This window comes from uncultured Pseudosulfitobacter sp., from assembly GCF_963976325.1.
GTDB lineage: Bacteria > Pseudomonadota > Alphaproteobacteria > Rhodobacterales > Rhodobacteraceae > Pseudosulfitobacter.
Genome location: NZ_CAXBJW010000013.1, coordinates 1 through 25,474, shown reverse-complemented (window position 1 = coordinate 25,474; position 25,474 = coordinate 1). Strand labels below are relative to the sequence as shown.

Genomic DNA, 25,474 nt, shown 5'->3' with positions numbered 1-25,474 from the left:
CTGCACAACATGGCGCAACACAACGTGCCGCGCAATGTTGATCACGCAAGGGCGGCCGCTTCGGTCAAGGCCATGTCCAAGCGGTCATGGCCCCAGAACAGTTCGTCGCCCACGGTAAAGCTGGGCGCGCCAAAGATACCGCGTGCGATGGCGTCGTCGGTCAAGGCGCGCAGGGCCTGTTTGGCCTCGGGCGTGCCTGCGCTGTCGATGATGGCGGCGGGGTCTTGTCCCAGCGCCTGCAAAACCGGCCCGATCACCTCGGCCGCGCCAATGTCCAGATCCTCGGCAAAGTTGACGGTGTAGACCGCGCGCACAAAATCCCCGATCCAGTCCGCGCCCGCGTGGGCTGCGCAAATACGGGCCGCCAACATGCTGCCGCGCGGGAACGTCGACGGCTTTTGCAGGGGCAGGGCGGCTGCGGCGCAGATGCGTTCCATGTCGCGCCACATATAGGCGCCCTTGACCGGATACATGTTGAACGGCGAATCCGTCATGCCCTGTGCACCGAACACCGGCCCCAGCAGGAAGGGTTTCCAGACCAGCGGAACGCCACGCGCGGCACAGGCGGCTTCGACCTGCATGGCGGCGGGATAGCTGTAGGTGCTGGCAAATTCGAACCAGAATTCAAGCGGTTTGGTCATGGTGTTACCTTTCGGATGCGGCCCAGTCCCAGTACAGTTGCCGGGCGCGTCGTGTGACGGGGCCGATCTGGTATTGGGTGTCGTCAAAGGCGGTCACGGGGGTGACTTTCATCATGTTGCCGCTCAGGAACACTTCGTCCGCGTCGTGAAAGTCGTCAAAACCCAGAACGGTTTCGTGCACGGTCACGCCATCGGCGCGCAGATTGCTGATGTGGCGCGCGCGCGTGATGCCCGACAGGAAGGTGCCGTTGGGCACCGGCGTAAACACCTCGCCGTCGCGGACCATGAACACGTTGGCGGTGGCGGTTTCGGCCACGTTGCCCAGAGCATCGGCCACCAGCGCGTTGCCGAACCCCTTGGACTTGGCTTCGGCCAGCATGCGCGCGTTGTTGGGGTACAGGCACCCTGCCTTGGCGTTCACCACGGCGTCTTCCAGCACCGGACGGCGGAATTTGGTTCGTGTCAGCGTGGTCGATGCCTCGGGGGCCGCCATCGGGACCTTTTCCAGACAGATGGCAAAGCCGGTCCCCTCGGGCATCGGCACAATGCCGGATGCGTCGCCGTCCAGCGCCCAATACATCGGTCGGATATAGACCGGATCGGCGGGATCATAGGCTTTCAGCCCTTCGTGCACGGCGGCGACCATGTCTTCGGTGCTGACCGTGGGCGTGATCATCAGCGCCTTGGCGGACCGGTTCACGCGGGCACAGTGCGCTTCCAGATCCGGGGTCAGGCCGTCAAAGAACCGCGCGCCGTCGAATACGGTACTGCCCAGCCACGATCCGTGATCGGCGGCCTTCATCACCGGCACATCGCCATCGTGCCAGCGGCCTTCGAAGAATGTTCTGATCTCGGTTCCTATGGGCATCTCGCGCTCTCCTGAATTTGGCAGGACGTTATCAGCAACGACCCCAGCGTCCAGCCAGAAAGGCGCAGTTACGTCCCGTCGTCGTTGCTGCCTTCGCGGATGGCGTAAACCCCCTCGGGCAGGTCCAGCGCCGCCGACATATCGCGCACTTGCGCATGGCTGAGGGTGATCTTCATGACCTGGCCTGTGCGCGGGTCGAACTGTTCGACGGTGACGCATTCGGTAAAGGTGTTCACGATCACATCTTCCTGCAACGGCACGCCGCCGTCGTCCACCAGGGTGATCACGGTCGAGTCGAATTCGTGTTCAATTGTAAACATGCCCCAAGCCTACCTTTGCCGTGCACACATGCAAGCGGTGATCCGCATCTTGCGATCTCGGACCTGTGATTGCGGCCTATCGGGGCTGGAAGCGGGCGGCGGACATGTTAAGTTAGCGGATGAGGCTAACGGCGCGCGCCGTGCAAGGCAGGGGAGTGATACGCATGTTCAAAAAACTGGTGCAGGTTCTGCTACCGCTGGCGCTGTTGGCCGCCTGCGACGTGCCCACAACGGTATCAGGCCCTGCACAGCAGACGACGTCTGTTCGCGCCTCTGGCGCGGACGAGTTGCGCAATTCGGATCAGGCTGAACGCGCCTTTGTGCAGGTGTTGCAGCGGCTGGAACCGGTGGCAGAACGCGAATGCCGCAACCGGACGACCGGCGTGAACTGCGATTTCCGCATTGTCGTTGACGACCGCCCGGGCGAACCTGCCAATGCCTATCAGACGCTGGACAAGACCAACCGCCCGGTGATCGTCTTTACGCTCAAGCTTATTCAAGACGCCTATAATGTTGACGAAATCGCCTTTGTCATGGGTCACGAGGCGGCGCACCACATTGCGGGCCACATCGCGCGCCAGCGTCAGAACGCGGTGGCGGGGGCTGTGATCTTTGCCGGTCTGGCGACGCTGACCGGCGGCGACGCGGGCGCTGTGGAATCGGCGCAGCGGCTGGGCGAACAGGTGGGCGCGCGGACCTATTCCAAGGAGTTCGAGCTGGAAGCCGACGCGCTGGGCACCATCATCACCCACCGCGCGGGCTATGACCCGCTGCGCGGGGCCGAGTTCTTTACCCGCATCCCCGATCCCGGCAATCGGTTCCTGGGCACCCATCCGCCCAACGGTGCGCGGCTTGAAACTGTGCGGCGCACGGCGGCCAAGCTGTAATCACATCCACTGTGCCTAGGACCTTTGCCGCAGGGCAGGGCGCAAACCGTTGCATTGTTTCGGGAATGCGCCGGATTTTTTGCCGACGCGTGGTTGAAGTTCTGCGCAAGCTGGCCGAAACCTGAGCGGATGCGATTGCTGGGACATATCCTGACCGACCGCGGGTCGAAATACGCGGTGTCTGGCGTGGCTGTCAGCAGCCGCGCCGATATTGACGCAGCACTCAAACAGCTAAAACGCGACAAAGCCTATGCCAAGGCGACCCACAACACATGGGCGGCGCTGCTGACGGACGGTGGCCCGATCAAGGGCGATGACGGCGAGGCCGGCGCGGGCATGGTGATCATTCGCATGTTAGAGCGCGAAGATCTGGCCGATCACCTGATCGTGGTGACACGCTGGTACGGCGGCAAGCATCTGGGGGGCGACCGGTTTCGCCATGTGCAAACCTGCGTGCGCGCCTATCTGGACGCGCTTTAAACGCTCAGCGCGATGGCCGCGAAAAAACAGGCCGAAGCAACCAGCACAAACACATGCCACAGCGCCATCTGGAAGCGGAATTCGCGCATGGCAAAAAACACGGCCCCCGCCGAATATGTCAGCCCGCCCGCTGCGACCAATGTCATGGCAGCCCCGCTTAGGTTTGACCACATCGGCCAGATCAGCAGCACACTGGCCCAGCCCAAAGCCAGATATAACGCCAGCGACCCGCGCCCCTCGGTTGACCAGAACGACAGCTTGGCAATCGCGCCGCCCAGGGCCACCAGCCAGACAAAGGCCAGCACCACATAGCCGCTGACAGTGCCCAGCATCACCACAAGCGGCGTATAGGTGCCTGCAATTTTCAGATAGATCGACGCATGATCCACCCGTGCCAGCAAAGGCCGCGTGTGATCCCACGGCAGCAGGTGATAGGCGGCCGAGGCCGCAAAGGCAAAGACCAGCACCGCCAGATAGACACTGACCGACGCAACTGTCGCCGCTGGCGCATGGGTTGTGACATGCACCAGCAGGATCGCGGCACCGATCACCGAACCCGTCAGCCCGATGACATGCACCGACCCGTCGGCAAGCGTTTCAGCAAGAGATCGTGGATAAGCCATAAGATCAGATTAGCCTGTTTCAGCCCGCAGGCTATGGCAGAAGTGTAACAATCCGGTTGACGTTACTGGACCTTGGCCGCTTTGCGTCCGCGCGCCAGATGCCAGCGGTACAAAACAGGCGCCAGCACCCGATCGTATAAAAACACTGCAACGGGCCGCACCACGGGCCACGATACCACCCGCGCCAGCCAGCGAAAACGCGGCATGTCCTGCCACAGCAGCACAAAGGCGGGAATGCCGGAATAAACCTGACCGTTCTTGCGCACATGCAACCGCTTGGCCGCATCATCGGCGCTGACACCCCAGCTTTCCAATGCATCGCTGTTCAAATCGTCAAAGCGGATCGGCAGGCCCTGTTCACGGCTGTACCCGGCGTAATGGTCGATCTCGAACCGGCACACCGGGCATTCGGCGTTGTACAATACGCTGGTGTCTTTTGTGGTGTTCTGTTCCATGCCCTAAAAGATAGGGCGCGCACCCGCGTTATAACAGACGACAAAGCGGCACACCTTAGCGCGGCTTGTTTCCGTCGATCCAGCGGGACATCAACTGCTTGTCCTTGAAACACTCGCGCGGCACGTCCTGCCGCTTGATCCGTGCGATCCGCTCGGCAAAGGCGACCTGTTTGCCCGAGGGGTAGTTGGAAAACTTGCCCTCGACCGGCTTGACCTTGTGCGCATCAATCCACGCCGACAACGCCCGCCGGTCGCGCAAGGTGGCTTGCGACAATTCCTTGCCCGTCCGCTTGGCGATGGCCATGGCATAGGCCACCTGCTTGTCCGTGGCAGGTTCGGGCGTGTTCAGCGGCAGGTCGGATTGCACCGGAACAAACAGTCCGGGCAGGGCGGGTTCATAAACAGATGCATGGGCCATGACGGCGTTCCTTTGTTCCTGTTAAGAACAAAATAGAACAAAGGCGGAACATTTTCAAGGATTCATCAAAGCCCTCAACGCTCAAATCACGAAATTATGGCGAGTTAACTGGTGCATCGCACTTTCTTAACTTTTTTGTGATTAGACTGGCCTTGCCGAGCGCTCGAAAAGCACCACTTGTCAAGACAAGAACGCACTTGACTATCGGATTGGTGTAACGAATCAGATACGTTGAGCGGACAATCGCATGTCAAGGAGTTGTGTTGTGGTTGGGGATGTGCGTACAAGGTGCTAAGTAGTGCGTGTCATGGGCTTGACTGGTTGTCAAAAATAGTCTTGCGAAGCAAGTCGAAGCAAAGCCGAAAAGGCTCATAGTTATAAAAGTGAACTGCCTCCACGTTGGTATGTTTTCTGAATTAACGATGTGTGCGGAGGTGAGTGCTCCGGAGACGTCAAAAAAACGCCGCAAACGTGGTGTATCTTGCGCGTAGGTGCAAATAGGTATTTATTTGAGTGTCGAGAGGCGTTCAAGGTTCAGAACTAGCAAAGCCGGAGAGGCTAGATGGAAAATGGAGAGCGAAATGACAGATATGACATTTGACCAGCGCTTTCAAAAAGCTTTTGATGGAGGTCTTGCCGACATCAAGTTTTTTGTTCGGCGAGATGCGTCAGTTACCTCTGATGCGTTGATGAGTGATGCGTTGGCATTCCAAGAGGCAATTGATGCTGGGAACGTTAAAGAGGTAGATGGTGTCGACTAGCCATATTTAGTTGGTTCTGGGTTTTACACATCTACAATTTTCTATAAGGAGGCTTAACGGCCTCCTTTTTTATTGGAATGAACCATGCTTGAAAACGTAGGGAATGTACTCAAAGATTATCACACTGAGCATCGTTTGGACATGAGTGAAGGTGGCGGTCCTCCGATTAGAACTTCGCTTTTACATCCATACATTGAAGCGCGTGGAGTCGTGGATAAGATCGCAATCTTCGAGGCTGATATTACTACTAAACATATTGTTGCTCAGGTGCAGAAGTTTCAAGGACAGACGACCCCGTATAGCGGTACTTTAGACCTTGCAAAAATCTACTACGCTAAGAACCACAATTACTGCTGGCGGCGTTTTGGCGTCTGTAAAGAAATGTATCATTGCATGATAGATCGTATTATCGCAGATCGCGTTGCGACGGTCGAATCTCTGACGGCGTTGCTGGAACTCTTAGCCGCGGATACTACAGCACTGACAGGAAACTTTGCTCCCTTGAATCGAGAGCAAGAAGCAGAACTCTTGGCCCTTGAGACGTTATTTCCGGTGGAGTTCCGAATGGATTTTCTCGAGACGGCTGCTTCAGAAGAAGATGTTCTAAGGTTCTCTAAGAAATTTCGTATCCCACTCGTATATGCTCGTTTGGCGTGCCGCCCTACGTACAATCAGTCTGTCATAAGGCTTCGCGGTCGGCTGGAAAATTTAGAATAGCCGAAGTTCTTAGGGAAACCATCGAATAACTAAATCACGGGCGTGAATAGGATCTGCATAAATACTCGTTTTCTGTATCAGACCAACCGACCCCACAAATCATATTCGCCCGCCTCGTCCACCTCGACGGTGACGATCTGGCCGGGTGTCAACGCTTCGAACCCTTCGTCGATGAACAGGTTGCCGTCGATCTCGGGCGCGTCGGCCTTGGTCCGGCAGGTTGCGGCGTCGGCGTCCACCTCGTCCACGATCACGTCGATGCGTGTGCCGACCTTGGCCGCCAGCTTGGCCTCGGATATGGCTTGCGCCTTTTCCATGAACCGGTCCCAACGCTCTTGTTTGACCTCGGGGGCGACGTGATCGGGCAGGGCGTTTGATCGCGCGCCTTCGACGTTTTCGTATTGAAAACAGCCGACGCGGTCCAGTTGCGCCTCGTCCATCCAGTCCAGAAGGGTCTGGAACTCGGCCTCGGTCTCGCCTGGGTAGCCGACGATAAAAGTCGAGCGTAAAACGATGTCGGGGCAGATGTCGCGCCATTCCGCGATTCGGTCCAGCGTCGCCTCGGCCGCGGCGGGGCGGGCCATGCGTTTCAGCGTGTCGGGGTGGGCGTGCTGAAACGGCACGTCCAGATAGGGCAGCACCAGCCCGTCCGCCATCAGCGGGATCATCTCGCGCACATGCGGGTAGGGATAGACGTAATGCAGGCGCACCCACGCGCCCAGGCTGCCCAGATCGCGCGCCAGCGTGGTGATCGGCTGTTCGGTCAACCCGCGCCGCACTTCGCGGTCCCAGTCGGTGCCATAGGCGGATGTGTCCTGCGAAATCACCAGCAGTTCCTGCACCCCTGCCTCGACCAGCTTTTCAGCCTCGCGCAGCACGGCCTTGTGCGGACGGCTGGACAGGCGACCGCGCATGTCTGGGATGATGCAGAACTTGCACTTGTGATTGCAGCCTTCGGAAATCTTCAGATAGCTGTAATGGCGCGGCGTCAGGCTGACGCCACTGGCGGGCAGCAGGTCGACAAAAGGATCGGGCGACGGCGGCACGGCGGCGTGCACAGCGTCCAGAACCTGTTCGTATTGATGCGGACCGGTGACGGCCAGAACCTTGGGGTGCGCGCCGGTGATATACTCGGGCTCTGCCCCCAGACATCCCGTCACGATCACCCGCCCGTTCTCGGACAAGGCCTCGCCAATCGCCTCAAGGCTTTCTGCCTTGGCGCTGTCCAGAAATCCGCAGGTGTTCACAATCACCGCATCCGCGCCGGAATAGTCGGGCGAAATCCCGTATCCTTCGGCCCGCAGGCGCGTCAGGATACGTTCCGAGTCCACCAACGCCTTGGGGCAGCCCAGGCTGACCATGCCGATGGACGGCTGGCCGGGGCGTGTCTTGCCATCCAGCCGGGCGGCGGGGGCGATGTCGGGGCGCAGGTTGGGTGGGTTTGTGCTCATGATCGCTCCTTTAGTGCAACGCAGGCGCGGCGGAAAGGGTTCTTGATTGAGAATGGGCAGCAAGACGCGTAGCTATTGGCCATGGATTAGCGGAAGGTGTTTAGCATGAAATGGATCGGGCGTCTGATCGGATTGATCGTTTTGATCGTGGTTGTGGCCGGTGTGTCGCTGTTTTTCCTGCCTGCCGACCGGATCGCACGCATCGCCGCTGACCAGATCCGTAATGCCACCGGGCGCGATGTGACCATATCCGGCGATGTGTCGCTCTCGATCTGGCCGGTGCTGGGGGCATCCGTCGGCAGCATCGAGATCGGCAACGCCAAATGGTCCGAACAGGGGCCGATGCTGACCGCGCAAAACGCCGCCATCGGCGTTGACGCCGCGGCCCTGCTGTCGGGCGAGATCCGCATCACCAACATCGCTGCGACCAGCCCCACGATCCGGCTGGAACAGCGCAAGGACGGCCGTGCCAGTTGGCAGTTCACCGACGCCTCTGGGGCTGCGACGATCGAAACGCAAACCTCGCCCGACGTCGCACCGCGCCCGTTCTCGATCCAGAAGATGGATATCACCGACGCCACGCTGATCTATGACGCCGAAGGTGCCGATCTGGTGCAATACGACGGCGTTGACCTGGCGCTGGACTGGCCCGAGCGCGCAGGCTCTGCCGATATTCGCGCCACGCTGCGCCCTGCTGGCGCGGCGGTGAAGGTCAACGCGACCATCGGCGCCTTCGCCGGTTTCCTTGCAGGTCAGGTGCAGCCCGTGACCGTGCAACTGACCGCTGGCAAAGGCACCGCATCGCTGGACGGACGCGCCAGCACGGCGGGCGAGGTTGCAGGCAAGCTGACGCTGGACCTGCCCGACACCGGCGCGTTCTTGCAGGCGCTGGGCGCCGGCGCCGTGGAACTGCCGCAGGGGCTGGGCCGCAGCATCGACATAGCCTCGGACATCACCCTGACCAAGGACCGCCGCCTGTCGATGCGCGAAGTGGTGGCCAACCTGGGCGGCAACACGCTGACAGGGGCGGCAGACATTGCCCTGAACGGCACACCACGGGTCAATGCGCAACTGAACGCCGGCGCGTTGGATCTGACCGGCGTGACCGGCACGGGCGAGAACAGCCCCGGCGGCAGCTCTGACAGCGCCGCAACCGGCTGGCCCAAGGACCGGATTGACGCCTCGGGCCTGGGAGCATTCAACGGCGAGATTGCGCTGCGCGCCAGTTCGGTCGATCTGGGCAGCTTCAAGCTGGGAGCCACCCGCACCCTGTTGACCAACGACAATTCCCGCGCCGTCTTCGATCTGCGCGAAGTCGATGCCTACGAGGGCACGATCACCGGCCAGTTCATTATGAACAACCGTTCGGGCCTGTCGGTGGGTGGCAAGCTGTTTGCCAATGGCATCTCGATGCAACCCCTGCTGAACGATGCGCTGGGGTTGACCCGCTTGACGGGGGGCGCCGATGCCGAGCTGAATTTTCTGGGCTCCGGCAATACGGTCGATGCGATCATGAAATCGCTGTCAGGGTCGGGCGCCATTGCCATCGGCAAAGGCACCATTCAGGGGATCGACCTGGACAAGCTGATGCGCTCGGGAGCGACGGGCAGCGGCACGACCGTGTTCGACAGCCTTGGGGCGACGTTCAACATGGCTGCGGGCAATGTCCAGAACGATGACCTGCTCTTCACCCTTGCCAGCTATCAGGCGCGCGGCAAGGGGCGGATCGGGCTGGGCCAGCAGGACATGGATTACACGTTCACCCCCATCGCGCTGAACGCCAACGAAGGCAACGGCATTGCCATCCCCGTGCGCATCACCGGCCCGTGGTCGAACCTGCGCATCATCCCCGACATCGAGGCGGCCATTGACCTGAACCTTGGCGCGAAAAAGGAAGAGCTGAAGGACGCCGCCGAGGCCAAGCTGAAAGCGGCGGTCGAGAAAAAGCTGGGCGTGAAAGCCGAGGATGGTCAAAGCGTCGAAGATGCGGCCAAGGCCAAGGCGAAGGAAAAGATCGCCAAGGAACTGCTGAAGATTTTCGAATAGTCACCGGTTTCTTTTGGCCACAAATATCCCCGCCGGAGGCTTGAAATCCTCTGGTGCTCCAGAAGAATTTTAATGCCTCCGGCGGGGATATTTCCCGCCAAAAGAAAATCGCTTACAGCGTGACCGGATTGGCCTTGGCCACTGCGTCCAGTTGCATCAGGACGTCGATCAGCTTGGGCATGTCGTCGAGGTAAATCATGTTCGGCCCGTCGCTGGGCGCATTGTCGGGGTCATCGTGGGTTTCGATGAACACCGCAGCCACGCGCAAGGCGACAGCGGCGCGGGCCATGACGGGCGCGAACTCGCGCTGGCCACCGCTTGATCCGCCTTGGCCACCGGGTTGTTGCACCGAATGGGTGGCGTCCATCACAACCGGATAGCCGGTTTGCGCCATCTGCGGCAGGCTGCGCATGTCGGCCACAAGGGTGTTATAGCCGAAGGTCGTGCCGCGTTCGGTCAGCAGGATGCGTTTGTTGCCGGTGCTTTCGATCTTGGTCACGATGTTGGGCATTTCCCAAGGCGCCAGAAACTGACCCTTTTTGACGTTGATCGCGGCACCGGTGTTGCCTGCGGCCAGCAGCATGTCGGTCTGACGGCACAGGAAGGCGGGGATTTGCAGGATGTCGGCCACTTCGGCAGCAATCGCGCACTGGCTTTCGGAATGCACATCGGTCAGCACCGGCACGCCGATGGCCTTGCCCACCGATTGCAGCGCCTTCAGCCCGGCGTCGATGCCCATGCCGCGCACGCCGGACAGCGAGGTGCGGTTGGCCTTGTCGTAGGACGCCTTGAACACATACTGCGCGCCTGCGGCATCGCAGGCTTCTTTCATCTTGCCTGCGATCATCTGCGCGTGGTCGACGCTTTCCAGCTGGCAGGGGCCAGCAATCAGTGTCAGCGGACGGTCATTGCCGATGGTCAGATCGGCGACGTTTACATGGGTCATGATGTTACCTGTTCCCGAAGAATGGACGCGGTGAGCGAGATCATCAGGTAGATGCCTGCGAAAATCAGGAATGCCAAGACGGTGTTCTCGAACTTGCGCGGATAGGTCGGTTCCTGGCTGGCCACCGGTTTCACCGCAACGGTCAGATAGCGCACCTGCCGCGAGGCTTCGACGCGGCTTTGCTCCATCTGTTGCAGGGCCGATTGCAGCATCATGTCGCGGCTGGCAAGGTCGGCTTGGGCCAGTTGTAGGTTCACCGCCATCTGGGCCAGCGAATTTTCACCCTCAGAGGCGTCGTTCATGCGTTGGTTCAGCTTTGCCAACTGGTCTTTCAGGCGGCGGATGTCGCCCTTGACGCCGTCCAACCTGGCTTGGTTCGGGCGTGCGTTGTCTTCGAGGGCGGCCAGCTCCAGCTCTTTTTCCAGCAGCAGCGTTTCATAGTTGGTGATCTGTGTGCGCAGGGCGGCAATCACCGCTTCGGGGTCCAGCGTGCTGCTTTCCACTTGCAGCTTCACCAGCGCTTCCTGGGCTGCGCGCCGTTCGGCTTCGGCCTTTTCGAACCCTTCGCGGGCGTCCTTCATCTGGTCTTCGCGTTTTTGCTGGCTCAGGTTGTTGACCCGCTGTTCCGCATAGCTGATCAGGCGGCGCGCAAACTCTGCCGACATTTCCGGCTCGGCGGCGACCACTTCCAGGCGGATCATGCCTTCGGTTGGGTCATAGCCGATCTTCACGTTTTTCTTGTAGATCTTATAGGCTTCTTCATTGGTCGGGTCGGTGTTCAGGCGCTGGATCGGGTCGATCCAGTCCTGCGTGAAATGTGCCTTGAACCCCAGGTCATCATCCAATCGCAACATCGCGTCCTTGGACTGTAGATAGCCTTGGGTCGCGATGGCGTCCGAGTTGGTGGCAAACTGTGTGGGCAGCAGGCCACCCAAGGGGCCAGCACCGCCGCTGCCTTCGTTCTGGATGATCAGAAAGTCGGCCTTGGTCGCATACATCGGCGTGGCGATCTGGTAGAAATACCAGCCCGCCAGAAAGGTCGGCAGCGCGACGAAGAACGCCAGACGCACCAGCAGCAGGCCCAGCTTCTTGCGGCGGCGTTTGCCGATGTCGCGCTGGATTTGCGAGATTTCGCGCACCCGCTTTTCCGCCGGGCTCAGCTCGGTCGAGGGCAGGTTCATGCGGCCCGCAGGCACCGTTTGCGGCAACTGATTGCGGTTCTGGTCAGTGCGCGCGGGCAGGTTTTCAAAGCCGTCCGGCTCGCCGGGCTGGCGGCCGCTTTCGCTGGGTACAACCAAATCCAGCATGTTTGACCGCTGGAACGGGTCGATCCCTTCGGCGCGCAGCAGGCGCACCGCGTCAAAGTCCGAGGTGGGCGCAAGCCCGTGCTTTTGCGCCACGCGCCGCGCCATGCGCAACTGGCGGCCTGTCAGACCTTCGTGGCGGATCGCGTCCATGTCGTTTTCGCCCTCGACTTCGCGGGCCGAAGACACCTCGCCTTGTCGTGGCATCTGCTGTTCTGGCTGTGGCTGTTCAGGCTGCGGCTGAGCGGGGCGCGCGGCGGCCTGTGGCTGTTGCGGGGGCTGCGGGCGCGGCTGTTGCGGCGGCGCGGCCTGTTGGGCGGGGGCAGGGCGTTCCGGTGCAGCAGACGGGCGGGGCGTTGGCGCTGAAGGGGCTGCCGTGGTCGGGCGTGGCGTGGCCGGGGCGGCAGAATCCTGCACGGGGCGCAGCGGCGCAGAGGCCGCTGATGGCGCGCTGTCAGATGTGCCACTCGACTGCGGCGTTGTCCGCTTGATGCGGAACTTTCTAGCCTTTGGTTTGGTAGTCATAAAGCCTTTTCGCCTCTTCCAGCGTATCGAACATATGCAATTGTCCATCCAGCAGCACGGCGGCGGAACGGGCGAATTTCTCCAGCGTCTGTGCCTGGTGCGACACGATAACGATGGTCGTTGTGCGCAGCCGCTCTTGCAGGATCTCGCCCGCCTTGCGGTTGAACTCGACATCGGTGGACCCTGGCATACCTTCGTCAATCAGATAGATATCAAAGTCCAGTGCCAGCATCAGTGCAAATGAAAACCGCCCCCGCATACCGGACGAATATGTGCCCAGCGGTTGGTCAAAGTATTCACCCAGATTGCACAGCCAGCGGCAGAAGCTTTCGACATAGTCGGGGTCCAGCCCGTACAGCCGCGCAATATAACGGGCGTTTTCCATTGCCGACACTTTTGGCACGACGCCGCCCATAAAGCCCAGCGGAAACGAAATATTGCAATCGCGGCGAATTTCGCCCTCGTCCGGCTTTTCCAGCCCCGCCATCATGTTGATCAGCGTTGTCTTGCCTGTGCCGTTCGGTGCCAGGATGCCCAGCGAATTGCCCAGCTCGACGCGAAACGACACGCGGTCCAGGATCACCTTGCGATGACTGCCCGTCCAGAAGGATTTGCTGACATTCTCAAACTCAAGCATCGCCTGCTCCGGTCACGTGGCTCCGAAAGGAGAACGCCCCTCAATTGGTCTCGCCTCTCCCTCGTTATCAGAGGGTTGCGGACGATTTAACCACAGATTTTGGCCATATTATGTCTTGATCCATAACAAAAGTATACTTCAACAGTGGATTGTCCTTTTGCGCGCAACCGCAGCGTAGGGACATGGGCAATGGCGCCTAGGCTTACAGCTCTTGTTTTTGAACCCGCAGCAGTTTGCCCGCCAAGATGCTGATGATCACGCTGGCAAAGCTGAACAATGCACCCATTTTGGCGGCGTCCTGCACCGGACCTGCGTCAAAGGCGACGGCGGCGATGAACAGCGACACGGTAAAGCCGATGGCCGCGACACAGCCGATCACAATCAGATCAATGATCCGCATCCCCTCGGGAATGCCCAGACCCAGCGGCCGCGCGGCGCACCAGCCGAACAGGAAGATGCCCAGCGGTTTGCCGGCCAGCAGACCCAAGAGCACCAGCCATGTGGCTTCACCGATCGAACCGAACACGACGCCTGCGTTCAGCAGGCCAAAGAAGAACAGGATGATTTCAACAGGGTGTTTCAGTGCGTGTTCCAACTGGTTCAACAGATCGCGCAGGTATTGTTCGGCCTCGGAGAACAGCCCGAACGCGCGGTCAGCGTGGGGGATGGTCGGCACGATGGGCAGCAGGCCCAACGCCGGGTGCAGCCCTGCGGCCATAAAGCCGTACCAGCTTGCGCAGCCTGCCAGCAGATAGGGGATAAAAGTCAGCTTCACGCGCACCCATGTCGACACGGTACGGTCCTGATTGCCGCGATCCAGCTTGCGGGGCAGCCAGTTGAACAGCACGAACACGCCAATCGCTGCGGCCAGCGACACCAGCAGCCATTCGGGGGCCAGATCGCCACTGGGATAGAAGATCGCCAGAATGATCAGCCCTGCGGCGTCGTCGGCAATCGCCAGCAACAGCAGGAACCGCACCGCAGGGTGGCCCGCGCCAAAGACGATGCGCCCGACCAGGTAGCTGAACGCGATGTCGGTTGCGGTCGGAATGGCCCAGCCGTTCGACACGGCGTCAAAGGTGGACGATCCGAGTATCATCGCCAGCCCCAGATAAACCGTCACCGGTCCCAGCATTCCGCCCAGCGTCGCAAACAAGGGCGTTGCCGCCTTTTTGCCGCGCAGCGACCCGTTCCGCAAAATCACCGCTTCCCAGACTTCCTTGGCCGCGATGGCAAAGAACAGCGCCATCAGCAGGTCATTCACAAGGTAATGCAGGGTCAGCGTGCGATAGGTCTCGTGGCCGTCGGCTGCGCGGTGCAGATGACCGATGGGGGCGTGATCCCAAAGTTCAAAATGGATAAAGTGGTGATAGCTGGCCGCGTCGAAGTTGGCCCAAACCAGCGCGATGAGTGCGCCGAATATCAACAACAGTGAATAGTTGGTCAGAAAGCTCCAGACGCGGTACATGCGGGCTCCACCATCAGATGTACCGCCATGCCTTAGCCGATTGTGAATTGCCGGGCAATGCGCGGGCTGGGTTTGCGTTAGAGCGACGGATGTTCATCATGCTGTCGGAAAGGCTGATTGTAACACACCCTTCCCGATTGCTTCGGGCCAGCGGGACGGGCCGCTTGGCCCGCGATGATCTCAGGCCACAGCCTGCCAGATCACCCCGGCCAGCATCGCGCCTGTGACGGCAAAGCCCAGATAGGCCGCAAAGACCCGTGGTTTGACCAGCGCCCAGACCGCAACCGCCGCCGGAATGCAGCTGACCCCGCCCGCAATCACGAACGACATCGCGGCCCCCTGCGTCATGCCCTGCGCCAGCAGCGCATCCACCAGCGGCACGGCGGCGTAGCCGTTCAGATAGGCCGGCGCGCCCACCAGCGCACCCAGCAGGATCGGCATCAGTCCGGTGCCACCCAACAGTCCCGCGATCCATTCCGCAGGGACATAGTGCAGCATCAGCGCCTCGATCACATAGGCCAGCGTCAGCCATTTCAGCAAGAACAGCCCGTTTTCCAGCGCCGCCTCGCGGAACGTGTCGCGCCGCGCGTCTTCGGTCCAGAATTTCCACACCGGCGCGCCAGAGAACGGTTTTTTCACGCCACAGCAGCCGCCAACCGCAGGGCGTTCGCGCAGCGGCTCGGTAAAGATCGGCGAACGCGCCAGCATCCATGTGCCAAAGCCGCCCATCAGCCCCAATCCCACCGCTGCCAGCGTCTTGGCCACGGCGAATTCAAACCCCAGCGTGCCTGATGTGATGGCAAACATCGCAGGGTCCATCAGCGGCGACGCCAGCCAGAACGCCATCACGGCGGCCAGCGGTGCACCAACGGCCAGCAGTGCCGCGATGAACGGGATCACCTGACAGCTGCAAAACGGCGACAGACCGCCCAGCAGCGCGGCCATCACGATCATCCGCGCGGTGTTGCCCTCGAAGGCTTTGGCCAGCAGGGTTTCTGCTCCGCTCGCCTTCAGATAGGCCACCGCCAGCACGGCAAACAGGATAAAAGGGGCGGTGCCAAGCAAGGCCTTGGCGGCAAAGATCACCGTGGGGCCGAATTGCGGCCAATCCAGCACGGCCACCAGAAGCAGCAACAACAGGGTGGCGGGCCACGCGCCACGCAGGTTGGGCAACCAGCGGCGCGGTGGGCGGGGGGCATCAGTGGTTTGGGTCAGGTCAGCCATGGTCATGATCCTTGGACAGGGCCGCGCAGTCCGCGCAGCATTCATTCAGCAGAAATTCCGACAGGTGGCGCACGGTGTCATAGGCAACGGCGGCACAGATGATCGACCGGCCCTGACGCGCCTGCGTCACCAGACCGGCCTGGGCCAGCACCTTGACGTGATGGGTCAGCGTGCTGCCGGTCACGCCCGTGCGTTCGCCAAGGGTGCCGATGCTCAGCCCCTCAGGGCCCGCGCGCACCAAAGTGCGCAACACGCTCAGACGTTGCTCGGACCCCAGCGCGGCAAAGGCGCTTGCAGCCAGGGTCAGGTCCAGATCATCGGTCAGGGCGGGGATTTGTGATTCTATTTTCATATTTCTAGAATTATAGAAATGAAATGCTGATGCCAACTGTTATTTCGATGAATTGCGAAATGACGCGGGAACGACTTGCCCGCAGACGCCTGCCCCCTATACCAAACATCATGGCCATCACCGACGACATCGCCACCTGCACGCTTTGTGCGCAACGGTTCGCAGCCACCGCCACCGGTCACAGCCCGCGCCCCGTGGTCTGGTTCAAGGCCGCGCCGCGCATTCTGGTGGCCGGGCAGGCACCGGGCGCGCGGGTCCATGCCTCGGGCAAACCCTTTGACGATCCGTCGGGTGACCGCCTGCGCGATTGGATGGGGATCGACCGCGCCACGTTCTACGACATGACGCGCATTGCCATCCTGCCGATGGCCTTTTGCTTTCCGGGATATAACGCGCAGGGGGCCGACCTGCCGCCGCCGCCGATCTGTCATAAAACATGGCGGGCCGGGGCGATGGACCACATCGGCCCCGTGCCCCTGACGCTGCTGATCGGCGGCTATGCGCAGAAATGGCACCTGAACACCCGCGCGCCGGTCACCGAAACCGTTGCAGGCTGGCGCGCCCATGCGCCCGCCGTCTTTCCCCTGCCGCATCCGTCATGGCGCAACACCGGATGGCTGCGCAAAAACCCGTGGTTTGAAACCGACCTCTTGCCAGTCTTGCGAAAAGCGGTTCAAAAGGCGCTGACATGACAGAACACACCCCCATCGACGCCGCGCACGCGGCCATGACCGCCGCGCCGGATGACGACACCCCGCGCCTGCGGTTCTACGAACGCCTTGCCGCGAGCGAGCTTTTTGTTCTGCTTGAGGGCGACGCCGAGGGCGACAAGATCACCCCGCAACTGTTCGACGCCGAAGGCACGCAATACGTCCTTGCCTTTGACCGCGAGGAACGGCTGGCCGGTTTCGCAGGCCCCGCTGCCCCCTATGCCGCCCTGTCGGGACGCGTCACGGCGGGTTTGCTGGCGGCCAACAATCTTGGCCTTGGCCTGAACCTCGAAGTGGCACCGTCCGCGATCCTGCTGCCACCCGATGCGATGGCATGGCTGGACACCACGCTGGGCAATGCGCCGCAAGACGTCGAAGCCAGGGTCGAAAGCCTGACCGCTCCCAAAGGTCTGCCCGACAGCCTGATCGAAGCCATTGACGAAAAGCTGGCCACCGCCACGGGCCTTGCGCGCTATGCCTGTCTTGTGGGCGTGACCTATGCGGGTGGCGGATCGGGGCATATGCTGGGCTTTGTCGGCGCGTTGCCCCACGCCGAAAGCGCACTGGCCCAGGCCGCTTCCGAGGCGCTTACCTTTTCGGGGATCGAAGCAGGCGCCATGGATGTGGCGTTCTTTCGCGCCGATGATCCAATGGCCGAACGTCTGGCCCGCACCGGCCTGCGGTTCGACCTGCCACAGCCCGAAGATCTGTCCGAGCGCACCCGACCGGCGCCTGGATCGGACCCGGCCAAGCCGCCAATTCTGAAATAATCGCTTATGTCCCGGCACAGCAACCCACGCCGGATTGAAACAATCGCCGCCTTCGCTCACGAAACCCGCCTGCCGCCTCACATCCGCGTCAGGGGGGATGCTTTGCGCTGCGTTCTATGGCCAACTTCGTTGCACATGCCGCGCAAAGGAGCAGCCTATGACGCGTTTCAACCTTGCCATCTCCGCCGGAGCCACTGTGCTGACCCTCGCCACGACGGCTTTCGCAGGTCCACAATACATTGACCGCACCGGCTATGCCGCTTCGGGCTATGACGTGGTCGCTTATTTCGACCTGGATCAGACCCCCGTGGGCATGGATCAACCCGCCGCCATCCCCGGACGCGCTGACATCACCGCCGATTACAACGGGGCCACCTTCGCCTTCTCGACCGAAGCCAACCGCGACCGGTTCCTTGCAAACCCTGCGGCCTTTGCCCCGCAATACGACGGGCACTGCGCCTATGGTGTGGCGCAGGGCAGCAAGGTGCCGGCAAACCCGAACCTGTGGCGGGTCGTGGACGGCAAGCTATATCTGAACATCACCCCCGATGTCGTGGACCTTTGGGAAAACGACATTCCCGGCAACCTGACCTCAAGCACTGCCAACTGGGTGTCTCTGGACCCGAAACCAGCCGCGCGCAGCCGCATTCCCAAATTCAAATCCGCCGCCCCGAACTAGGCCTATACCTTCATCTTGCCTGATAAACTCTGGGGGAGGCGCACAGCGCCGGGGGCAGAGCCCCCCATTCTGCGGACCTGAAAGACGCGATGACACAGCCCGTTTCCCGCATTGCCCGCCGCCGCATGGTAGGCCTTGGCACCGCTGCCGTCCTGACCGGCGGCGCGTTCTATAGTGGCCGGTGGTACAACATCACGGCCCGCAACGACGCCACCACCCTGACGCCGCCGCAGGCCCATGCGCAGGCGACGGCGGGCCAACTGCTGCTGGTCGACATCCGCCGTCCCGATGAATGGGCGCTGACCGGTGTGGGGCAGGGCGCGCATCCGCTGGATATGCGCCGCGACGACTTTGCCGCCATGCTGGGCCATCTTGCCCAGTCCAATCCTGACCGGCCGATTGCGCTGATCTGCGCGCGGGGCGTGCGGTCGCGGTTCATGGTCAAGCAGATGCAGCAAGCCGGGTTCGACGACATTCTGGACGTGCCCGAAGGCATGTTTGGCTCGGGCGCTGGGCCGGGGTGGATCAAACGCGGTCTGCCCGTCACGCAGGTGTGAGGTGAAACCGCTTGGCGGTCGGGCACTCTATGGGGCAGCATCGGACCATGAAAACACTGCACCGACTATGCGCGACCTTCGCGCTGCTTGTGACCGCCCCGATGGCTTGGGCTGACTGTGGCAAAACACCGGGCCCCTGCGAGATCGACAGCGGCACTTATCATATCACCTTGCCTGACGGGCCGCCCAAGGGGGCGATCATGTTCCTGCACGGCTACGGCGGCAACGGGGCGGCCAGCATCGGCCAAAACGGCTGGGCGGGCAGGGCGCTGGCGCGGGGCTATGCAGTGATCGGTCCGGACGGCGACCCGATGGAAGGGCGCGCGGGGCGCAGTTGGTCCTTTCACCCCCTAGGCCCTCAGGTCCGTGACGAAACAGCCTTTTTGACCGCCGTGCGCGATGATGCGGCAGCCCGCTTTGGCCTTGTTGCGGACAGTATGGTGCTGGCGGGCTTTTCCATCGGCGGGTCGATGACCCACTATCTGGCCTGTGCGGCACCCGATGCATTTGCCGCCTATATGCCCGTCGGTGGTGCCTTTTGGCGACCGCATCCCGACACCTGCGCGGGGCCGGTCAAGCTGTTGCACACCCACGGCTGGACTGACACCACCGTCCCGCTGGAAGGGCGCGTGATAGACGGGCGCGACGTCAATGACCCTCAGGCCTTTGTGCAGGGCGATGTGTTCTATGCGATGCAACTTTGGCGGCAGATCAACGGCTGCGTGCAGCTTGCCGCCGACCGCTTTGTCACCACCGGCCCGTTCCTGCGCCGCGCGTGGGACCGGTGCTCACCCGGTACAGCGTTAGAGTTTGCGCTGTTCGAGGGCGGCCACAAGGTGCCGGAGGGCTGGATCGACATGGCGCTGGACTGGCGTGAAGGGCTGTAGAAGGCAGGGCAGAATTCCACCGCCCGAGGGCCGCATTTCTGCCTGACTGCCGCCCTAGGGTCTTGTGATATTTCCCAAGGTATTCAGTGTTAATGACCCCTTTTTCCCCCGATCACCTGTCCGACATCCGTGCCCAAGCCCTGATCGCTGCCGGTCCCAAGGCTGCCCTCAGACGTCGGGCGCGCGGGTATCTGAACCTGTATGAGGCCTCGAACGGGGCCTGCATGTTCGCCCTGGTCGCGGCCCACGGCGCACTTTGGGCTTCGTGGTATCTGGCGGGGGCGAAACTGGTGGCGGCGGGGCTGGCAGGCGTTGATCCCACGGGACGGCCGGCGCCGGTGCGGCGCTACCGCGAACTGTCTGCCTATGTCGCCGCGCTGAAGGACATCAACCAGCTTGTGATGGTCGAAACCTATGTGCTGGTCCACACGATCAAGGCCCATGGCCCAGACGCGGCCATCGCCCAAGGGATTCCCGTCGATCTGGCCCGCGATTATGCCACCGCCATGGCCACACCGCAGCCGCCACAGGTGCTGCGCGATCTGTTCCACCGGCATTTCCTGTGGGAGCAGGAGCGCGTGGTTTCCGACAAGCTGGACGATGCATTCGCCGCGATGACATGGCCGCTAATGCGGTCGCTGTGCCAACGTCCGTGGGTGTGGTTCGCATATTTCAGGGTTGGGGCGTCGATGAACTTTCGCAGCTTCACCGATCAGGCCGAGCGGATCGAAAAGGGGCTGATCGCCTATGACCGCGCGGTGGATTTCGGCGCGGATCGTCTGGCGCGGATCACCCATGTGCGGTTGCGGATTTACCCCGGCTTCAAGCCGATGCAGTGGCGTTCGGTCAGCGCGCCAACGGGCTGACCGAACCTTTGTTTTTGTCAGCCTATTCGGCTGCCAGCGTCCCGCGACCTTCCAGATCGGCCCGCAATGCGGCGCGCAGCACACGTGCGCGGCCTACGATGGCAGGCTCGTGCAGCGTCAGCGGGCTGTCCATCCGCAAGCCCGCAGGGGCGTGCCGCGCAAGGTTCAGCGAGCTGAGCGCCGACAGCGGAACCGCCAGCAGCAGGCTTGCGATGATCGGCACCAGCCACCACGAGATCAGCCCCGCGATCAGCCCCGCCGTCAGCAACACGCCCAAGGCGGTTTCGACCCAGTGGAATTTCAGCAGCACCAACAACGGCTGCCGCGTGCCTTCGCGGTTCTGCGGCGCCCAGGATTCGCGGCGCGACAGCAGCGCCCGCAGCACCGCCTTGGTTTGCTGGATCATCAGGATCGGCGCATAGGCCACGGACAGCGCCACTTCGGTCAAAAAGGCCGTGCCAAAGGCGCGCTTGCCGCCGAACATCCGCACCGCACCGGGGCGCAGGGCAATGACCAGCGCCGAGGTCACCTTGGGCGTCAGCAACATCGCGTACATGATGATCAGAAAGGCGGCGCTGTCGATGTGGCTCATTTCCGGCGGCCACGACGGGAACAGGGGGTTCGCCTCGTTGAAATAGCGGATCACGTTGGTTTCGGCGTCCTTGCCCAGCAGGGTCCAGAACACCAGCAGCACGAACCACGCGGGGCTCATCAGATAGGCCATCGCCCCTTGAAACAGGTGGAACCGGCTGACCGGATGCAGCCCCTTGGTGCCCAGCAGACGCAGGTGTTGCAGGTTGCCACGGCACCACCGACGGTCGCGCAGCACATAGTCGACCAGCGTGCCGGGTGTTTCCTCGAAGCTGCCCGCAACGCGTGGCAGGAATTTCACGGTCCATCCGGCGCGACGCAGCAGCGATGCCTCGACAAAATCATGGCTGAGGATCAGATCGCGCCCACCGCGAATGTGCGGCAGGCCCGCGGCACTGGCAAAGGCTTCAACGCGGATGATCGCGTTGTGCCCCCAATAGTTGCCTTCGGCGCGCGCCCAACGGGCCAGCCCTTCGGCCAGCAACCAGCCATAGGCCATGTTGGAAAACTGCTGGATGCGGGCAAAGACGGTTTCGGCCCCGATCAGTTGCGGAAAGCTTTGGATCAGCCCCGCCTGCGGGTCGGCGGCCATCTCGTCGGTCAGGCGCACGATCGCGCGGCCGGTCATCAGGCTGTCGGCGTCCAGCACCAGCATCGCGTCATGGGCGGCACCCCATCCGGTGATCCAGTCGGCCAGGTTGCCCACTTTCTTGTCCACGTTCTGCGCACGGCGGCGGTAATGTACGGACATGCCTTCGGGCACGCCACGGCGCAGCACCTCGAACGCCTGCAATTCGCGCAGGGCGATGTCGGGGTTTTGCGTGTCACTCAGGATAAACAGCGAATAGCGGTGCATCGGGTTGCGTGCGGCCACATCGTTCAGCATGGCGGCGGCGTTGCCGAAGACATCCCATGTGACCTCGTTATAGACGGGCACCAGCAGGGCCACGTCAATCGGCGCACCGGACTGTGCAGGCACCCGTGCCTCGAACCGGCCAACCAGGGCCACACCGACGGTGCTGACCGCCAGCGACACCCAGACAAAGGTCATACCGATCATCGCCAGCAGCGCCCATTCGACAAAGCTCATGCCGGCCTGGGCCAGCACGCCGTGCAGCCCCCACAGCAACAAGCCGGTAATGATCAGCGCAGGCGCGAAAACCGCCAGACGCCAGCCAAATCCGTCTTGCGCGCAAGGGCGCGCGCCGGGGGCGCGGCGCAGGTCCTGTTCGGGCATGGCCAACGGCGCACGCGGTGGCATGTGGGTCAGATCGGTCTGGGTCATTTTGCGGTCCAACGGTAGAGCCAAAGCTCGGAGAGGGCGGTGCCGCCCGACAACAGTTGCACCCGGAATTCCGCCAATTTGGCGTCCTCGGGCATAAAGGTGAAGGCAAGGCGCACGCCGCCGGTGGCAGGGTTGTGTTGCAGGTTACCTTCGGTCACGGTGCCCGCGCTGGTCGACACGACCTTGGTGATCGTCTCCAGATCGTCGGGCAGGTTGGGGCTGGGGCCAAAGTCGATGGCAAACACGCGGCCGCCTTCGGGGCGGGCCCCTGCGGCGGTGTTCAGCACGCGCATAGGGTCTGCGTCAGGCGTCGGCGCGGTGTCGGCGCCCCAGTCCAATTGATAGCTCATCTTGTGCTCTGCCCCTGCGGGGATCACCTCGGCGGGCCGCCAGTAGGCGACAATATTGTCGTAAATCTCAAGATCGGCAGGGATTTCCACCAGCGACACCGACCCTTTGCCCCAGCCTTCGCCAGGGGTGACCCACAGGCTGGGCCGGTTGTGGTAATGCGCCTCAAGGTCGTTGAAATCTTCCAGCTTGCGCTTGCGTTGCATCAGGCCGAACCCCTTGGGGTCGGTGTCCACGAATGAACTGATTTGCAAGGTGGTCGGGTTGGCCAGAGGGCGCCAGATGCTCTCGCCGCCGCCATTGTGGATCAGCAGCCCGTCGCTGTCGTGCACGGCTGGACGAAAGTCGTCAAACCGCTGGCGTTCAGTGTCATCGAACAGGAACATTGACGTCAGCGGCGCAATCCCGATGTGGGTCAGATCCGTGCGTGCAAACAGATGCGCCGCCACAGTCATGCGCAGCACCTCGCCCGGCGTGATGTGAAAGGTATAGGCCCCTGTCACCGACGGGCTGTCCAGCAGCGCGTGCAGCACGATGGTTGCCTCGCCGTGCGCGGGGCGTTCCAGCCACAGGCCGATAAAGTCGGGAAACTCTTCACCCTCGGGTTCGCCGGTGTTGACCGCCAGCCCGCGCGCCGACAGCCCATAGGTTTCGCCCGCACCCAATCCACGGAAATAGCTGGCGCCCTGAAACACCGCGTATTCCTCGAAAATGTCGGGTTTGTGCAACTCGGCCCGCAGGCGCAGACCGCTGTAGCCCAGCGTTCCGTCCAGTTCCACATCGGGGAACTTGTCGGTCTTGTCGAACACATCCATGTCGAACAGCAAGGGGCGCGCGATGCCGTCCTCGACCTCGAACATGGCGACGGCTTGCGGGAAGTACAGGCCCGGCGGGAACACGTCGACACGCTGCGGGGCGTCGGTGCCTTCCCACAGGGCATTGCGCGCGTCGAACCAGATCTTGCGATATTGGTCATAAGACAGGTCGCGCCAGCTTTTGGGGATCTTGGGGCGCGTAACATACCCTTCGGCTGCCATTTCGCGGGCACGCTGGATCAATGTGCGAGGATCGAACCGCGCAGGTGCGCCGAGTTGCAGGCCGGGTTCGTCCGCCCATCCAAGTGTGGGGGTTGCCGCGGCAAAGGCCGCGATCGAGGCTAAAACTTCGCGTCGCAACATCATGCAATCGCCTTCTTCCAAGGCTGGCTTTTGAACCAGCCGGCGCCGTATGCGGTGGCGACAAGCCCCATGCACCCGGCAATATTGATCAATACGGTGGACAGCGTGTCGAACTTGGTGACGTCAATGCCAAAGCCCATCAACCGTGCGAGGAACATGCTGACCACGAAAACCGCCAGCGATTGCTGGCCGACCTTCAGCACGATGGCCACCACCCAGCCCCAGACCCGCGCCGCGGCGCCGGTGCCACGCGACAGCAAGCGGTTGCCCTTGTCGCCTGCGACGACCCAGGCCAGGTAGGCCAGCGCCAGAAAATGCAGATAACGCAGTGGCGCAAAGGATGTCTTGTCGAACCAGGCCGCGTAGTCGGCACGCCATGCCTTGGCCCATGGCAGATCGAACTCGCGCACGCCCACGTCAGACAGCGGAATGGTGATAAGCACGATCACCGCAGCCAGCAGCACCAGCACCATCGACACCGGTGGTTTGGGCAGCCACCCGCGCATGAAGGCAAACCCGGTGAAGAAGATCAGTTGCCAACCGAACGGGTTGAAAAACCAGATGCGGCTGCTCCACGGCTCGGCAGGCAGGGCCAAATGCCACGCTCCAAGTCCTACGGAATGCATCAAAGTCTCCTGTGCCATCAACCACACGCAGAACACGAACGCTGCAACTGCGAAAAGGTTCACTCGCACCAGCAGCATTATGATCGGCATGAACAGCAGAACGACCATATACATAGGCAAAACATCAAAATAATTGGGCACATAGCGCAAAGTCATAAAGCTGAGAAAAATATTGGGGTTTGCCCATTTTTCGCTCTCGACGAACACCGGCCACAGGTTGAGCTGCCCCCAATAGTTCATTCCGGTGATCTCGAGATCGGTCAGCCAGACGGTCAGTGCCAGCGTTGCGCAAAACAGACCGACGTGTGCCCAATAGACCTGCCACACACGAAACAGCACCCGCGCGCTGCCCAGCCGCCAGCCTGCGCGGTCGAACCCGCCGCCAAAGGCAATCGCGCTGGCCATGCCCGAGCAGAACACGAAAATCTCGGTCGCGTCGGAAAAGCCCCAACGTGCCGGAATCCAGCTTGCCAGAAAATTGCCAGGTGTGTGGGCGACCAGGATGATAAACATCGCCAGGCCACGAAAGAAATCCAGACGCAAATCGCGCACGCGCGGGGCGAGTTCTGCAACTTTCGTACGGGGCGCTTCCGCGGCGGGGGCAGGGGGGCGTTGCAGGGTCTTGGTCATGGCAGCGGACGCGGTTTCGGAATGGTTCATCCGCGCCTCTTAATCTGCATTCTGTCGGTTGTCTTCATTGACTTTTCTCATTGGGCGGCAATACGCCGTGCGCGGGAAATCGACGCCGCGCGGGTCTGGGCGAACCGGTCTTCGTGACCGCCCCGCTGGGCCGTCCGCTGCGCCAGAATCTGGGCTGTACGCTCAACCCGACCGGCGCGCAATCCGGCATCTAT

28 protein-coding genes are annotated in these 25,474 nt (G+C 61.9%); 12 read left to right on the top strand and 16 right to left on the bottom strand.

The window, feature by feature from the left end; genetic code table 11:
• Positions 1-41: 41 nt before the first annotated feature.
• The 3 genes from AAC077_RS18095 to AAC077_RS18085 form a co-directional block, all read right to left on the bottom strand.
• Complete coding sequence (locus AAC077_RS18095; protein ID WP_339772627.1) at positions 42-641, bottom strand: 2-hydroxychromene-2-carboxylate isomerase; 600 nt, start codon at positions 639-641, stop codon at positions 42-44.
• Between the two features lie 4 nt (positions 642-645).
• Positions 646-1,509 (bottom strand): branched-chain amino acid aminotransferase, encoded by an 864-nt coding sequence (locus AAC077_RS18090; RefSeq protein ID WP_339772624.1) that lies wholly within the window; start codon positions 1,507-1,509, stop codon positions 646-648.
• Positions 1,510-1,577: 68 nt separating this feature from the next.
• Entirely contained in the window at positions 1,578-1,829 is a 252-nt protein-coding gene (locus AAC077_RS18085) for a hypothetical protein (RefSeq protein WP_339772621.1), read from the bottom strand.
• 164 nt (positions 1,830-1,993) lie between these two features.
• Between AAC077_RS18085 and AAC077_RS18080 the strand changes: the two genes are divergently transcribed.
• Positions 1,994-2,716 (top strand): M48 family metallopeptidase, encoded by a 723-nt coding sequence (locus tag AAC077_RS18080; RefSeq protein ID WP_339772618.1) that lies wholly within the window; start codon positions 1,994-1,996, stop codon positions 2,714-2,716.
• 129 nt (positions 2,717-2,845) lie between these two features.
• Entirely contained in the window at positions 2,846-3,196 is a 351-nt protein-coding gene (locus AAC077_RS18075; RefSeq protein WP_339772616.1) for a YigZ family protein, read from the top strand.
• On the opposite strand, the gene AAC077_RS18070 is transcribed toward AAC077_RS18075, so the two are convergent.
• The 3 genes from AAC077_RS18070 to AAC077_RS18060 all read right to left on the bottom strand — a co-directional run bounded on the left by AAC077_RS18070 (position 3,193) and on the right by AAC077_RS18060 (position 4,692).
• Positions 3,193-3,819: a hemolysin III family protein gene (locus tag AAC077_RS18070; protein ID WP_339772614.1), complete on the bottom strand. Its 627-nt coding sequence runs from the start codon at positions 3,817-3,819 to the stop codon at positions 3,193-3,195. The two genes, AAC077_RS18075 and AAC077_RS18070, sit on opposite strands and share 4 nt — an antisense overlap.
• 62 nt (positions 3,820-3,881) lie before the next feature.
• On the bottom strand, positions 3,882-4,274 hold the full coding sequence (locus AAC077_RS18065) for a DUF393 domain-containing protein (RefSeq protein WP_339772611.1): 393 nt from the start codon (positions 4,272-4,274) through the stop codon (positions 3,882-3,884).
• Positions 4,275-4,329: 55 nt separating this feature from the next.
• Positions 4,330-4,692: a hypothetical protein gene (locus tag AAC077_RS18060; RefSeq protein ID WP_339772608.1), complete on the bottom strand. Its 363-nt coding sequence runs from the start codon at positions 4,690-4,692 to the stop codon at positions 4,330-4,332.
• 581 nt (positions 4,693-5,273) lie between these two features.
• Between AAC077_RS18060 and AAC077_RS18055 the strand changes: the two genes are divergently transcribed.
• Both AAC077_RS18055 and AAC077_RS18050 read left to right on the top strand, forming a co-directional pair.
• Positions 5,274-5,453, top strand: coding sequence for a hypothetical protein (locus AAC077_RS18055; protein ID WP_339772605.1), 180 nt, complete (start codon positions 5,274-5,276; stop codon positions 5,451-5,453).
• An 84-nt stretch (positions 5,454-5,537) separates the two neighbouring features.
• Entirely contained in the window at positions 5,538-6,170 is a 633-nt protein-coding gene (locus AAC077_RS18050) for a hypothetical protein (protein WP_339772603.1), read from the top strand.
• Between the two features lie 77 nt (positions 6,171-6,247).
• Here the strand turns inward: AAC077_RS18050 and rimO are convergent, their stop codons facing one another.
• Complete coding sequence (gene rimO / locus AAC077_RS18045) at positions 6,248-7,621, bottom strand: 30S ribosomal protein S12 methylthiotransferase RimO (protein WP_339772599.1); 1,374 nt, start codon at positions 7,619-7,621, stop codon at positions 6,248-6,250.
• 105 nt (positions 7,622-7,726) lie between these two features.
• Between rimO and AAC077_RS18040 the strand changes: the two genes are divergently transcribed.
• Positions 7,727-9,667: an AsmA family protein gene (locus AAC077_RS18040; protein WP_339772596.1), complete on the top strand. Its 1,941-nt coding sequence runs from the start codon at positions 7,727-7,729 to the stop codon at positions 9,665-9,667.
• A gap of 112 nt (positions 9,668-9,779) precedes the next feature.
• Here the strand turns inward: AAC077_RS18040 and kdsA are convergent, their stop codons facing one another.
• The gene (kdsA, locus tag AAC077_RS18035; protein WP_339772593.1) at positions 9,780-10,613 is read right to left on the bottom strand and encodes a 3-deoxy-8-phosphooctulonate synthase; all 834 of its coding nucleotides are present in this window, start codon (positions 10,611-10,613) and stop codon (positions 9,780-9,782) included.
• Positions 10,610-12,124 carry a capsule biosynthesis protein gene (locus AAC077_RS18030; protein ID WP_339772591.1) on the bottom strand — a complete coding sequence of 505 codons (1,515 nt, stop codon included), beginning with the start codon at positions 12,122-12,124 and terminating at the stop codon, positions 10,610-10,612. The genes kdsA and AAC077_RS18030 overlap by 4 nt, the downstream gene beginning before the upstream one ends.
• On the opposite strand from AAC077_RS18030, the gene AAC077_RS18025 reads away from it, so the two are divergent.
• Positions 12,118-12,408: a hypothetical protein gene (locus tag AAC077_RS18025; RefSeq protein WP_339772588.1), complete on the top strand. Its 291-nt coding sequence runs from the start codon at positions 12,118-12,120 to the stop codon at positions 12,406-12,408. The genes AAC077_RS18030 and AAC077_RS18025 overlap by 7 nt on opposite strands.
• Before the next feature lie 11 nt (positions 12,409-12,419).
• Here the strand turns inward: AAC077_RS18025 and AAC077_RS18020 are convergent, their stop codons facing one another.
• The 4 genes from AAC077_RS18020 to AAC077_RS18005 all read right to left on the bottom strand — a co-directional run bounded on the left by AAC077_RS18020 (position 12,420) and on the right by AAC077_RS18005 (position 16,123).
• Positions 12,420-13,079 carry an ATP-binding cassette domain-containing protein gene (locus AAC077_RS18020; protein ID WP_339772585.1) on the bottom strand — a complete coding sequence of 220 codons (660 nt, stop codon included), beginning with the start codon at positions 13,077-13,079 and terminating at the stop codon, positions 12,420-12,422.
• A gap of 202 nt (positions 13,080-13,281) precedes the next feature.
• On the bottom strand, positions 13,282-14,547 hold the full coding sequence (locus tag AAC077_RS18015; protein ID WP_339772583.1) for a Na+/H+ antiporter NhaA: 1,266 nt from the start codon (positions 14,545-14,547) through the stop codon (positions 13,282-13,284).
• Between the two features lie 180 nt (positions 14,548-14,727).
• The gene (locus tag AAC077_RS18010) at positions 14,728-15,771 is read right to left on the bottom strand and encodes a permease (RefSeq protein WP_339772581.1); all 1,044 of its coding nucleotides are present in this window, start codon (positions 15,769-15,771) and stop codon (positions 14,728-14,730) included.
• Complete coding sequence (locus AAC077_RS18005; protein WP_339772578.1) at positions 15,764-16,123, bottom strand: metalloregulator ArsR/SmtB family transcription factor; 360 nt, start codon at positions 16,121-16,123, stop codon at positions 15,764-15,766. Before AAC077_RS18005 ends, AAC077_RS18010 begins: the two co-directional genes overlap by 8 nt.
• Before the next feature lie 110 nt (positions 16,124-16,233).
• Between AAC077_RS18005 and AAC077_RS18000 the strand changes: the two genes are divergently transcribed.
• From AAC077_RS18000 to AAC077_RS17975, 6 genes are all read left to right on the top strand, one after another.
• Positions 16,234-16,815 carry a uracil-DNA glycosylase family protein gene (locus AAC077_RS18000; RefSeq protein WP_339772574.1) on the top strand — a complete coding sequence of 194 codons (582 nt, stop codon included), beginning with the start codon at positions 16,234-16,236 and terminating at the stop codon, positions 16,813-16,815.
• The gene (locus tag AAC077_RS17995; RefSeq protein WP_339772571.1) at positions 16,812-17,603 is read left to right on the top strand and encodes an SseB family protein; all 792 of its coding nucleotides are present in this window, start codon (positions 16,812-16,814) and stop codon (positions 17,601-17,603) included. Before AAC077_RS18000 ends, AAC077_RS17995 begins: the two co-directional genes overlap by 4 nt.
• A 157-nt stretch (positions 17,604-17,760) precedes the next feature.
• On the top strand, positions 17,761-18,282 hold the full coding sequence (locus AAC077_RS17990) for a YHS domain-containing (seleno)protein (protein WP_339772568.1): 522 nt from the start codon (positions 17,761-17,763) through the stop codon (positions 18,280-18,282).
• An 89-nt stretch (positions 18,283-18,371) separates the two neighbouring features.
• The gene (locus tag AAC077_RS17985) at positions 18,372-18,839 is read left to right on the top strand and encodes a rhodanese-like domain-containing protein (RefSeq protein ID WP_339772567.1); all 468 of its coding nucleotides are present in this window, start codon (positions 18,372-18,374) and stop codon (positions 18,837-18,839) included.
• A 47-nt stretch (positions 18,840-18,886) separates the two neighbouring features.
• Positions 18,887-19,726 (top strand): polyhydroxybutyrate depolymerase, encoded by an 840-nt coding sequence (locus AAC077_RS17980; RefSeq protein WP_339772564.1) that lies wholly within the window; start codon positions 18,887-18,889, stop codon positions 19,724-19,726.
• A 92-nt stretch (positions 19,727-19,818) separates the two neighbouring features.
• Positions 19,819-20,592, top strand: a complete 774-nt coding sequence (locus AAC077_RS17975) for a hypothetical protein (RefSeq protein ID WP_339772562.1) — start codon at positions 19,819-19,821, stop codon at positions 20,590-20,592.
• A 22-nt stretch (positions 20,593-20,614) separates the two neighbouring features.
• Here AAC077_RS17975 and mdoH read toward each other — a convergent pair whose 3' ends face one another.
• The 3 genes from mdoH to AAC077_RS17960 are packed head-to-tail and all read right to left on the bottom strand — an operon-like array spanning position 20,615 to position 25,280.
• Entirely contained in the window at positions 20,615-22,468 is a 1,854-nt protein-coding gene (gene mdoH / locus AAC077_RS17970) for a glucans biosynthesis glucosyltransferase MdoH (RefSeq protein WP_339772559.1), read from the bottom strand.
• On the bottom strand, positions 22,465-23,997 hold the full coding sequence (locus AAC077_RS17965; protein WP_339772557.1) for a glucan biosynthesis protein G: 1,533 nt from the start codon (positions 23,995-23,997) through the stop codon (positions 22,465-22,467). The genes mdoH and AAC077_RS17965 overlap by 4 nt, the downstream gene beginning before the upstream one ends.
• Positions 23,994-25,280 carry an OpgC domain-containing protein gene (locus AAC077_RS17960; RefSeq protein WP_339772553.1) on the bottom strand — a complete coding sequence of 429 codons (1,287 nt, stop codon included), beginning with the start codon at positions 25,278-25,280 and terminating at the stop codon, positions 23,994-23,996. The genes AAC077_RS17965 and AAC077_RS17960 overlap by 4 nt, the downstream gene beginning before the upstream one ends.
• Positions 25,281-25,474 lie beyond the last annotated feature (194 nt).